Source organism: Aristaeella hokkaidonensis (assembly GCF_018128945.1).
Taxonomy (GTDB): domain Bacteria; phylum Bacillota; class Clostridia; order Christensenellales; family Aristaeellaceae; genus Aristaeella; species Aristaeella hokkaidonensis.
Genome location: NZ_CP068393.1, coordinates 2507608 through 2519831, shown reverse-complemented (window position 1 = coordinate 2519831; position 12224 = coordinate 2507608). Strand labels below are relative to the sequence as shown.

The following is a 12224-nucleotide window of genomic DNA, read 5'->3' as shown; positions in this document are numbered from 1 at the left end:
AATGCAAACGGAAAGGCGCGGTGGAAACGCATGACGACGCTGGCAAGGGACCCGGGCAGGGATCTGCGGCTGACTCCGGCACGGAGGAAGCTGAACAGGATCCTGTGCAACTGGCAGCTTTATCTGTTCCTGCTTCCGGCGATCGCCTATTTCCTGCTTTTCCGGTATTACCCGATGCTGGGCGTCCAGATTGCGTTCAAGAAATTCAAAGCTGTTCCGGGAATCTGGGGCAGTCCGTGGGTCGGATTCCGGAATTTTGAACATTTTTTCAAAACCCCGGATTTCAAACGGCTGATAACCAATACCCTGGCGGTCAGTGTGGAAACCCTGCTGATCTCTTTCCCGGTGCCGATCCTGCTGGCGCTGCTGCTGAACCAGCTGCCCTCCAAGCGGTACAAGAAGCTGGTGCAGACGACCATCTACGCGCCGCACTTTATTTCCACCGTGGTGCTGGTGGGTATCATTTTCCTGTTTACTTCTCCCCGTTCCGGGATTATCAATCATCTGATTGCCGCACTGGGAGGAACGCGGATCCACTTTACGGCGGAGCCTGCCTGGTTCAGGCCCCTGTATATCGGATCGGATATCTGGCAGAATGCGGGCTGGGGAAGCATCATCTACCTGGCGGCCCTGTCCGGGATCAACCCGGAGCTGCATGAGGCGGCCATCATGGACGGCGCCAACAAGTACCAGCGGGTCTGGCACATTGACCTGCCCGGGATCCTGCCGACCGTTGTGGTGATGTTCATCCTCAGTGCCGGCAAAGTAATGTCGGTTGGCTTTGAGAAGGCCTTCCTGATGCAGACTTCCCTGAATATTTCCGCTTCGGAAATCATTGCCACCTACGTTTATAAGCGGGGCCTGCAGCAGAGTCAGTTTGATTTCTCCACTGCGGTGGGCCTGTTTGAATCCGTGGTGAACCTGGTCATGATTACTACAGTGAACTTTATCTCGAAGAGAATAACCAACTCTTCGCTCTTCTGAGCATATTCACGGAAAGGAGGAAACTGTATGCTGCAGACCGAACTGGCGGCGAAAAAGCGCGGGCTGAAAGTAGGCCAGACCCGGATGGACAGAACGTTCGATATCATGAATTATGTGATTCTGACGATCTGCTTCCTGGTGGTGGCTTATCCGCTGTATTTTGTTGTGATCGCCTCCATTTCGGATCCGGTGGACGTCAATGCCGGCCGGGTGATCCTGTACCCTGTCAAGACGACGATGGACGGATACAGGCGGATTCTGGAGTATAAGTCCTTCTTTACCGGTTATCGCAATACGCTGGTATATACAGGTGTGGGCACGCTGGTGAATATGCTGCTGACGGTTCCGGCCGCGTACGCCCTGTCCCGGAAAGACCTGGTTGGCCGCAACTTCTTCATGATGATGATTGCTTTTACGATGATCTTTTCCGCGGGTTTGATTCCGACTTACCTGCACATCCGGGACCTGGGACTGATCGATACAATGTGGGCGCTGATCCTGCCCGGGGCAGTCAGCACCTGGAACCTGATCGTGGCCCGTACTTTCTTCCAGCAGAGTATCCCGGATGACCTGCTGGAGGCTGCCCAGCTGGACGGAGCGACAAATGCGCAGTTCTTCGCGCAGATTGTCCTGCCGCTGAGCAAATCCATCCTGGCCGTGCTGGTTCTCTTCTATGCGGTAGGTCACTGGAACACTTATTCCAATGCTTTGTACTATATCATCAGCGATGATAAGCGTCCGCTGCAGCTGGTGCTCCGGAGCATCCTCTTTGAAAACACAATGGGTGACATGGTGGAGGATGCTTCCAACCTGGCGGCCCAGCAGAGGCTGGGAGACCTGATCAAATACGGCATCATCATCGCCTCCTCCCTCCCGCTGATGATCCTCTATCCTTTCCTCCAGCGCTATTTCATTCAGGGGGTAATGATCGGAGCTGTAAAAGGATAAACCTTTTACCGCACCAATCATCAACTCTTCACTCTTCACTTTTCACTCATCACTCTTCACTGATCACTTGGCAACCCTCAGTCTTCATTTTCTTCCGTTTCTTAGGGCGCGAAATGCCCTGCAATATATTACTTTTATCAAGGAGGCAAGAACATGAAACGGATCCTGGCTGTCATCCTGGCCCTGGCCCTGGTGCTGTCCTGCGCGGCGGCGCTGGCGGAAGGCTACCCCCTCGTGGATTCCCCCGCGGAATTCAACCTGATCATCCGTGTGCGTCCGCTGCACGGAGACCCGGACGAAATGGTGTTCTTCAAGAACCTGGAAGAACTGACCGGTGTGCATATCAACTGGCAGAAGATCCAGCAGGCGGAATATGACGAGAAGAAGAACCTGCTGCTGGCTGCCAACAAGGACCTGCCGGACGGCTTCTTCGGCAAATTCTCCCTGAGCTCCTCCGACCTGGTTGTTTACGGTTCCCAGGGCATCCTGATTCCGCTGAATGACCTGATCGACCAGTATGCTCCCAATATCAAGGCGCTGCTGGAGCGCCGCCCGGACATCAAGTCCATGATTACCGCTCCTGATGGAAATATCTACTCCACGCCCTACGTACAGGAAGGCGAGGACGGCACGATCGCTTCCAATATCATGATCAACAAGACCTGGCTGGAACGGCTGGGCCTGGAAAAACCCACTACCCTGGAAGAGTTCGAAAAAGTGCTGACGGCTTTCAAAGAACAGGATGCCAACGGCAACGGCGACCCGAATGATGAGATCCCCATGACCTTCAAGTTCCTGGGCTCCCAGCGTGATATCGGCGGCTTCTTCGGTGCGTTTGGCTATGCGGATACCCTGGCTGCCGGCAACACCCACATCGTGGTCGGCGAGGACGGCCAGCTGGTCTTTGTCCCGGTTACCGAAGGATACAAGGAAGGCTGCAAATACCTGTATGAGCACTTCTTTGCCAAGGGCCTGATCGACCAGGAAGGCTTCACCATGGACAAGAAGACCTACAATTCCCAGAACCAGGGTGAAATCGCCAACATCGGTGTGTTCATGTGCTGGAACTCCTTCGACCTGGGCACTGTGCACGAGGATGAGTATGAGCCCATGAGCCCCCTCCTCGGACCGGACGGTACCACTTCCTGGGGCACTTCCCCCGACTCCACCATGTCCGCCAACGGCTTCTCCATTACCAACGTGTGCAAGGATCCTGCCCTGCTGATGCGGTGGGTGGACACCTTCTATGATCCGATCCAGTCCATGCAGTGCGACCTGGGCCCCATCGGCATCAACATCAAGGACAACGGCGACGGCACCTATGACTATATCGATACGCCCGAAGGCATGAGCTATGACGAGTTCCGCTATAAGGAAGCCTTTGCTTCCGACGGCCCGATCGCGCTGACCAGCGACTTCTTCGGCAGCAAGATCCCGCGTTCCGCCGGTCACCAGGCAAAGTTCGACCGTAACGAGAACTACTATCGCAAGTATGCCACCAGTGTCTACCTGCCCAGCATGATCCTGAGTGAAGAAGACACTGATGAGCTGAACCTGATCAAGACCGACATCATCAACTACACCGAGGAAATGCGCGCCAAGTGGCTGTCCAGCGGCGGTGTCGAGGCCGAGTGGGATGATTATGTTGCCCACCTGAATGAAATCGGCCTGGCTACCTACATGGAAATCTACCAGAGGAACTATACCGCGACCCACAGCAACTGATTTACGCCCCCCCCTGGACCGGCGAGAGCCGGCCTGTGGTAACCTCCTTTCTCCCCCGGCCGATCACCGGGGGAGTTTTTTTGCTGCGGACACGAAAAAACCGGCACCCTTTCAGGTGCCGGGGAGTCTTATGAGAGGTGCCCTGATGCTTATCTGAACATCATGGACCAGATGTAGCAAACGCTTACCTGGGCATTGCTCTGTTTCACCCAAAGGCGGAAATCCCAGTCTTCGGTTTCAGCATCCAGGTAGACGGTGCCGTTTGCCACATGATGTACGGTCCAGTTGGAAGGCTTCTTGTCTTCCGGCAGGGTCAGGTTTTCCTTTGTCCACTTTTCGGCGGAGGCAATCCAGTCGCTTTCACTGCATTTGGTATCACTGCTTCCGGAAAGGATGTATCTTATACACATACCTTTGGTTTCCGGAGTTTTACCGGGTTCTTCATACAACCAGACCAACACGTCCGCTACTTTTCCGCTGTTGTTTTTCCCGACTGTGTAGGAAAGAGGACGATCGAAGAAGATTTCATATTCATTCAGTTTCTTGCTGTCGAAAGTTTTCCAGTGGTTGGTGACTTCTGTCATCTTTTCGTCTTTGACCGGCATCTCTTCGGGAAGCAGGAGGACGCCGCGGGCGTTGTTCAGCGCGGTTTCTTCAATCAGATCGGCGCTGGTTTCCCATGTAGTCAGATCACTCATGGCGAAAGCAGCCAGTTCATCGTCTGAAAGGCTTCTGTATGGATAGAAGCAGAAAACGTTATTGATATCAGCAAGTGTCTTTACGGTGAGGCAGGTGGATTCCGGCTTTATATCCGTTCGTTTCAACTGGCCGCGGACAATCCTGGCCTTCTGCACAGTCAGCCGTTCCTGTTCTTCAGGAGACAGGCCCCTGGTTCCTCCCCAGTAGGACAGGCGGGTACAGTTTCGTTCGTTCAGGGATTCCGGATTGAAGGGAATGCCGAGCTGTTTGAAACCGGCAATCAGGGACAGCATCTGTTCATCACTTAACATGCTGTCAGGCAGGATGACGTAGAAGGTTTCCCCGTCAAAATCATTGGGATCAAGGGGATATACACCGACACGCACATTGTCTGTAAGGTTTGCGCAGGAACGGATACCGACCAGGATCCCTTCCACATTTCTGGCAAGGGTCATCAGTTCCCGTATTCTTTCCAGTTCGGTGTCCGAAAGCCTGGGCAGTCTGTATTGTGTTTCTTCCGGTGTGGTTCCTCGCTGCGGGAACGTTCGGGGATAGGGCAGATAAGGGTATTGTGAGGACCAGAGAAATTCAGTGGGTTCTTCATCCGTGCCACCCGTCTGTGCAAGGGCGGAGAACGGAAGGAATGTCAGCGTCAGCAGAGCTGCAAGCAGGGTAAGCCATAAACGATACTGTTTTTTGTGTCCGATCATAATCGAATCACTCCTTTCAGTAACAGGATACGGCAAGGCATGTTTCAAAGTATTCAACGCAGTGTAACAACGTTGTAAATCCGCATATACCGTCCCCGGAACAGACAAAACGGTACCCTTGCGGGTACCGTTTTGTCCGGGTGTTTACAGGATATCAGAGGTAGAGTAATTTGAGTGAATCATCATACCAGTTCCGGTTAAAAATCAGGCAGTCGCTGATTTTGGCACTGTTCTGGTATACCCAGACGCAGATTTCATATTCTTCCGTTACAAGCTTGAGCTGAACAAGATTTGAGCCATAGTCCTCTATTTTGTATGAAACGGTCCAGCCGTCCTGCAGGACGTCCGCCGGAAGCCGCAGGACCTGACCGGCCCAGTTCTGCGCGGCAGCCAGCCACTCCGCCTCATGGCTTTCCGGATAATCACTGTCCGAGAAGGTTGAGTAATAACCGTACCACAGATGGATACCGGCGGTTTCGGCGGTGGAACCGATTTCCTGCATCTGGACAATGTCCATGTTGCAGTGTATCCGGTCGTAGAAACCGTCATACCCTTCAAAATAGAACTGACTGGTATATTTGTATACCGCATTGCTCCGGGGGAGATAGGTGTCTCCTTTGATCTGCATCAGCTCACGGCTGATGCAGGGTTCGTATTCATGAACACTCCTCGGCAGGTTAATCAGTTCTCCCGCGTCTTTCAGGGCAGCTGTTTTCAGTTCGTCCGGATCCACATCCCAGGCTTCCTCATCCGCCAGGGCAAACAGGGCGAGTTCATCGTCTGTCATCCGCCTGTAGGGATAGAAAAGGAAGGTTTTTCTGTCAAGCCCCCAGCCTCTCATGGTTCTTTTTTCCACGGTCAGGACTTGTGTGTCTTCCGGAACATCTTCCTTTGTCAGCTGGCCGCGCCGGATCCGGTCTTTGATTGTTTCCATGCGGCTGTTTTCTTCATCGGTGAGGATCCTGGTTTCCAGTACATTGCAGTGGCGGCAGCAGTTCCGGTCGTTCAGGGAATCGGGATCAAAATCGATGCCAAGTTCCTCAAAGGCGGCGGCCAGCGCCACCATCTGTGTGTCTGTTACGGAACTGGAATCCGGCAGGAAAACGTAATAGCTTTCTCCGCAGAAATCATTGGAATCCAGGGTGAAAACCGCCACGTCATCGTCTGTGACGGTGGTGGGATTGATAATGGATTCTCCCGCATAGCCGATTTCCCCGTCCTTCAGGGCGGTCTGGAATTCCCGGAATTTTACCAGTTCCAGATCTGTCAGCCAGGGATAGGAATAACCGTCCCTGTCATGGACTTCGGGATCTGCCTGGACGTTCGTGTTTTCGACCGGATGACGCTCCGGCCATCTGGTGATTTCAGGCGCATAGGGAGAATAAATCTTCACGGAGGTATCGGCGAGAATTGTAAGCGGGAGCAGGGTCAGGATAAGCAGGACAGCCATCAGGATAATTCCCGGGCGCCTTGTTTGTCTGAATCCAAACATTCGATAACCTCCTTTCTGAGTATCATGATAACGGATCTTATGTTTCAGAGTCTTCAACAGATTGTAACGGCAGTGTAAATTCGACAGTGGTTCCTTTTCCGGGGGTACTCCGGATGACCAGGTCGGTTCCGTGCAGCCGGGCGATATTCTGGCAGAGGGTAAGGCCCAGTCCGGCACCGCCGGATGCCCGGGTCCTGGCCGGGTCAGCTTTCCAGAAGGCTTCCGTACAACGGCTGACTTCCTCAGGTGTCATACCGCGGCCTTCATCCGAAACCGAGAACCCCCGGGGATGGAGCGTGACCCGGACAGGGGTCAGGGTGCCGCTCTTTGCAGCATTGTTGACCAGGTTGCGCATCAGGTGGATGATCAGGTCCCGGTCGGCGGTGACGGTGGAATCTTCTCCGGTCAGCACCGCGTCCGGAGTAACGGCCAGGGCTTCCTGGGCCATCTCCAGCAGGGAGAAGGTTTCGGTCTTCAGCTCTGCGGTGTGCATCCGCGTCAGCTTCATCAGGTTTTCATCCATTTCAGCCAGGCGCTGGGATTCCTTTACGATGAGGTCGCACATTTCCTCCCGCATCTGGACCATGTCGCCGCCCTTCTGGATCAGCCGGGCGGCGCTGACGATGGAGGTCAGGGGAGTACGCATTTCATGCGCCAGGGCGTCGATCAGCGCCTGCCGCTGGCGTGCGTCTTCCCGGAGGTTTTCTTCTCTCTGGACGATCGCGTCGTTCATCGCGATAAAGGTGTTGGTCAGCTTTCCGATCTCATCCTTCTTTGCGGAAGGCTCCAGGTGGATGGCGCTGCCACTGCGGACCGCATCCGCGGAGCGGGAAAGGATCCGCAGCCTCCGGGTAATCCTGCCGGAGATCAGCAGGGACAGTACGGCGGCAATTACCAGTCCGCCGATGCAGATTCGGATACCGGCAGCCGTCTGTTCCCGGAGCATCTGGTAAAAAACGCTGAAATCCGACCGTGTAATCAGGGTATAGTGCTCATCCAGCGGATGAACAATGTACAGGGCTTCTTCCGGGTCGGAAAGATAGGAGGTACGCTCCTTTTTGTCCAGAAGGAAGGCGGTCTCTTCGGACAGTACGCCGTTCAGCGGAATACGGTCTTTGTAAAACAGGATCTGCATCTGTTCATAGCCATATTGTTTTCCGATACTCTGGACGGTATTGCGGATCTCCATGTTGGAGGTTGACCGGTTTCTCAGGATTTCGGAGGAGAGAAGCCTGGCCAGAAGCGTTTCTTCATGATCGGCACTTTCCCGGGCGTTGTTCACAGACACCTGGAAGTTCTGGTTGATCTGCAGATACAGCAGCAGGGGCAGGATCAGCAGAATCAGCAGAATCATACCGGTGACGATCTGTTTTCTCATACATCCTCCCGGAAGCGGTAGCCGAACCTTACAATGGTTTCAATCCGGTCTGTGCCGATTTTGCCGCGCAGGCGCTGCACATGCACGTCCACAGTCCGGGTTTCACCGGTGTAGTGATAGCCCCATACAGCGCGGAGCAGTTCTTCCCGGCTCATGGCGGTCCTGCCGGATTCGATCAGGGTCTTCAGCAGGTTGAATTCCAGCGTGGTCAGGGGAACGGGAACATTGTCCTTCCAGACTTCCCGGGTTTCAAAATTCACCCGGAGGTCTCCGCTGACATAGTCGGACTGCTGCGGCGTGGAACGCTTCAGCACGTTCTCCACGCGGGCCAGCAGCTCCGCCGGCTCAAAGGGCTTGAGAATATAGTCATGGGCACCCATACGGAGTCCGCGTACCCGGTCCGGTACGGCGGTCTTCGCCGTCAGGAAGATGACGGGAATGCCGGATTTGATCAGGTCTTCTCCCAGGGAGAATCCATCTTCTCCGGGCATCATGATATCCAGCAGGACCAGGGCAGGCTTGCCTTCCCGCAGCGCGTCCCGTGCGGCGGCCGCGTCTTCCAGTTCCTTCACGTTATAGCCTGCCAGCTGCAGATGCATGCCTGTCAACCGCCGGATGTTCATTTCGTCCTCAACCAGAAAGATCGTTTCCATAACCTGCAAAACCCCTTTACCTCAGTATTGCATGCATATTGTATCATCAACCGGAAAAAATGTGGTGTAACAAAACTGTAAACTTTGTAACAGAGCCCGGGAAAAGGATTGAAGAGAGAAAAAGAAAGAAGGAACCGGCACCTTCCGGTGCCGGCGTTGATGCAGTCAGGGGATTACAGGCCTTTGATCATGGCCAAGTCGCCGTAGAGGATGGAATCATCGCCCAGCGACGCGTTTTTGATTTCCACGGTGGAGCGGATCTGGGGCATGCAGTAACGGTCCACTTCAGCCAGGATCTTCTCCAGGAACAGATCACCCAGGGCTTCGATGACGCCGCCGCCGTAAAGGATCAGGTCCGGAGAGATGGTGTTGATCATGTTGCCGGTGGCTACTGCCAGCCAGTGACAGGCACGGTCCACCGCTTCCATGGCGACCTTATCCCCGGCTTCCAGTGCCTTCACCAGCTTCTTGGAGCGGAACACGCCATCCTGTACCGCGTCGGCCATCAGGGTTTCCCGGCCGCGGCTGATCTGCTGGCGGATGTAGGCGCTCATGCCCTGTTTGCTGGAGAAGGCTTCCAGGCAGCCGCGCTGTCCGCAGTTGCACAGCGGGCCTTCCGGATCCAGGATCATATGGCCGTATTCGGCAGCCTTGAACTGATTCCCTGTGAAGAGGGATCCGTTCAGGATCAGGCCGCCGCCCAGGCCGGTGCCGACAAAGAAGCCAACGATGTTTTTATATCCGCGGGCAGCGCCGAAGTGATATTCACCCAGCACGCCCAGGTTTACGTCGTTGCCCACATAGAAGGGTACGCCGAACTGCTTGCGCATGGCGCCGGCCATGTCATAATCCCGCCAGGGAAGATTTGGCGTGAAGAGTACGATACCGTTGTCCTGGTCGATGACGCCGGGAGCGCAGGAAGCTACGGCATTCAGCTTTTTCCGGTCGATGCCGGATTCCTTGATCATCTCTTCCACTACGTCGATGATGACTTTTTCCACATCGGCAGAGGCGGAACCGCCGCTCTTGGAGCGCTTTTTCAGGCGATAGATGATCTTGTCCTTCTCGTCAAAGATCGCGCCGAGTACCTTGGTACCGCCGACGTCCAGGCAGATATTGTACTTTTCAGACATAAGCTCTTCCTCCAGTCTTACAAATTCAGAATTAAGAATTCAGAATTCAGAATTATATAGTGTGAACACCTATAAGCATTGGCTTTTCCTGTGCAATCGGGTTGCTGTTTTCGACGGTTGTTATACTTGCAGGATAATGTGTTGAGAATCAGTAATCATAATTATGAATTATGAATTATGAATTGTGAATTATGAATTACAAATCATCTTTTCCGGATGATTTGTTTAAGCCATCCGAAGAATCCGTTGCTGTTCTTTTCCGCAGTTTTTTCCGTTTCTTTTCCGGCTTTGGTTTCCACTTTAACAGTTTCTTCTGTCAGAGACACTTTCCGGGTGCTGAAGTAGCGGTACAGCGCCTCCTGGGAGGATGTGCCTTCGCCGCCTTCTTCCCGGATATAGGTGCCGTCCGGCTGCATGACCCAGGACTTTTCCCTGTCGTTCCGCAGGGCGTCCAGGATAACATTCAGCTGTTCCCGGGTATCCGGGGTGACCGCCTCAATGAAGGCTTCTACCCGCCGCTCCAGGTTCCGGTTCAGCAGGTCGCCCGAGCCGATAAACAGCCGCTGGTCATCACCCTCGCCAAAGCTGTAGATCCGGGAATGTTCCAGCCACCGGCCGATGACGCCGGTCACGGTAATGTTGTCCGTCAGGCCCGGTACACCGGGACGGAGGGAGCAGATACCGCGGATGAACAGTTCCACCTTTACACCGGCCTGGGAGCATTCGATCAGCTTCTCCATGACCTCCCGGTTGTTCAGGGAGTTGATCTTGATGGCTACGCGGCCGTTTTCGCCTTTTTCAATTTCCCGGTCCAGCATTTCCAGCACCCGGGGCTTGAAGCTCAGCGGGGCGATCCACAGGGCGCTGGCTTCCGGCGGAATCTCGCCGTTTTCCAGCGCGGCAAAGGCTGCTTCAGCTTCCCGGCCTACATCCTCCCGGGCGGTAATCAGGGACAGGTCGGTATATTGCTCGCCGGTCACTTCGTTATAGTTGCCGGTGCCGACCTGGGTGATGCGGTTGAGGATCATGCCCTTCTGCCGGGTGATTACACAGAGCTTGCTGTGCACTTTCTGCTCCGGTAGGCCGTAGATTACGCGGCAGCCCGCGTCCTCCAGCATTTCGGAATAGTCAATATTGTTCTGTTCATCAAAGCGGGCCCGCAGCTCCAGCAGGCACAGCACGTCCTTGCCCCGGTCGGCGGCATAGGCCAGCGCCGCGGCGATCTTGCTGCTGCCGCTCATCCGGTACAGGGTAATCTTGATGGACAGTACCTCGGGATCATCCGCGGCTTCGTAGATCAGGTCCACAAAGGACATCATGCTCTGGAAGGGGAAGCTCAGCAGCAGGTCGTGCTTCTCGATATAGGAGAAGTATTCTCCCTTCTTCAGGCCGATATCCCGGGAGGGTTTCCGGTCGGGATATCGGAAGGACGCGGGACCGCTGATGCAGGAGCGGAAGGACAGGTCAAAGGGAACAGACTGGGTGAACACCCGGTCTTCCGGTACCCGCAGCTTCCGGATCAGCAGCGCCCGGGCGGGATCGGTCAGCTTGCCGAAGATCCGGACGCGCACGGGCATCTCCCGTTTCCGTTTGCTCAGCATGCCGGACACCTTGTCGCGGAAGTTGTCGTCCGCCCGGTCTTCCATGCTGGAGAAGAAAACGTCCGCGTTCCGGGTCACGTCCACGATGGCGGACTGGACGATGGTTTCCTTTTTCAGCAGCAGCGGCAGGAAATGGCGTACCAGCTGGGCGGTCAGCACGATTTTCTGGCAGCCGTCAATCTCGAAGCTCTGGTAGGCCGGAATCCGGTGGAGCGGGATGATGCAGATTTTCTGCTCCGCGCCCCGGCCGAGGAAGGCCACCACGTTGCCCTCACCGTTCCACAGGAAGGGCAGGGGCTGGTCCGCCGGAATAATCTTCGGGAAAAGCAGGTCCCGGATATCGCCGAAGAGCTTTTTGCTCATCAGCTCATCCACCTTGCTGATCTTCCGGAAGTCCAGCACGTCGATCTTGTTTTCGTGCAGTTCATCCCGGATGCCCTTCCAGATATTTTCCATCAGGGTCTGCTGCTCCCGGGTAATCTGCAGGGCGGCTGTAATCTGGGCTTCCGGCAGCATGCCGGAAACCGGATCCCCGCTGTCCGGCGTCAGCATAGCCCGGTGGGTCAGGATGCCGATGCGGACCCGGTAGAATTCCTCCAGGTTGGACTGGTAGATCATCAGGAATTTTAGCCGCTCCAGCAGGGGGACCTGCGGATCGGCAGCTTCCAGTAACACCCGCCGGTTAAATTCCAGCCAGCTCAGCTCCCGGTTGACATAAATATTGTCCGGAGACGTTTGTCCGGTGTGCTTGTTCTTTTTCTCCCTGGATGACATAAACGCTTCATTCCTTTGGCTTTTCCGTTTTTACAAGATACGGCGGCATGGACGGCGTAATGCCGTCTTTGTTTCATCTTACCATACACTCCCATAAAAAGGAAGGAGAAAAAAACAGCCGAAAACC

At 54.9% G+C, this 12224-nt stretch carries 9 protein-coding genes; 3 read left to right on the top strand and 6 right to left on the bottom strand.

Annotated elements, in window-relative coordinates:
* Window positions 1-30 precede the first annotated feature (30 nt).
* From JYE49_RS11525 to JYE49_RS11515, 3 genes are all read left to right on the top strand, one after another.
* The gene (locus tag JYE49_RS11525) at window positions 31-984 is read left to right on the top strand and encodes an ABC transporter permease (protein ID WP_093957344.1); all 954 of its coding nucleotides are present in this window, start codon (window positions 31-33) and stop codon (window positions 982-984) included.
* Window positions 985-1011: 27 nt separating this feature from the next.
* Window positions 1012-1932 (top strand): carbohydrate ABC transporter permease, encoded by a 921-nt coding sequence (locus tag JYE49_RS11520; RefSeq protein WP_179217332.1) that lies wholly within the window; start codon window positions 1012-1014, stop codon window positions 1930-1932.
* A 153-nt stretch (window positions 1933-2085) separates the two neighbouring features.
* A complete protein-coding gene (locus JYE49_RS11515; RefSeq protein ID WP_093957345.1) occupies window positions 2086-3657 on the top strand; it encodes a type 2 periplasmic-binding domain-containing protein in 1572 nt (523 codons plus the stop codon).
* Window positions 3658-3806: 149 nt separating this feature from the next.
* On the opposite strand, the gene JYE49_RS11510 is transcribed toward JYE49_RS11515, so the two are convergent.
* From JYE49_RS11510 to ppk1, 6 genes are all read right to left on the bottom strand, one after another.
* The gene (locus JYE49_RS11510) at window positions 3807-5066 is read right to left on the bottom strand and encodes a hypothetical protein (protein WP_093957346.1); all 1260 of its coding nucleotides are present in this window, start codon (window positions 5064-5066) and stop codon (window positions 3807-3809) included.
* 154 nt (window positions 5067-5220) lie between these two features.
* The gene (locus tag JYE49_RS11505; RefSeq protein WP_093957347.1) at window positions 5221-6558 is read right to left on the bottom strand and encodes a hypothetical protein; all 1338 of its coding nucleotides are present in this window, start codon (window positions 6556-6558) and stop codon (window positions 5221-5223) included.
* A gap of 37 nt (window positions 6559-6595) precedes the next feature.
* Window positions 6596-7936, bottom strand: coding sequence for a sensor histidine kinase (locus tag JYE49_RS11500; RefSeq protein WP_093957348.1), 1341 nt, complete (start codon window positions 7934-7936; stop codon window positions 6596-6598).
* Window positions 7933-8589: a response regulator transcription factor gene (locus JYE49_RS11495; protein ID WP_093957349.1), complete on the bottom strand. Its 657-nt coding sequence runs from the start codon at window positions 8587-8589 to the stop codon at window positions 7933-7935. Before JYE49_RS11495 ends, JYE49_RS11500 begins: the two co-directional genes overlap by 4 nt.
* 173 nt (window positions 8590-8762) lie before the next feature.
* Window positions 8763-9722 carry an ROK family protein gene (locus JYE49_RS11490; protein ID WP_093957350.1) on the bottom strand — a complete coding sequence of 320 codons (960 nt, stop codon included), beginning with the start codon at window positions 9720-9722 and terminating at the stop codon, window positions 8763-8765.
* Window positions 9723-9925: 203 nt separating this feature from the next.
* Window positions 9926-12097 carry a polyphosphate kinase 1 gene (gene ppk1 / locus JYE49_RS11485; protein ID WP_093957351.1) on the bottom strand — a complete coding sequence of 724 codons (2172 nt, stop codon included), beginning with the start codon at window positions 12095-12097 and terminating at the stop codon, window positions 9926-9928.
* Window positions 12098-12224: the final 127 nt, after the last annotated feature.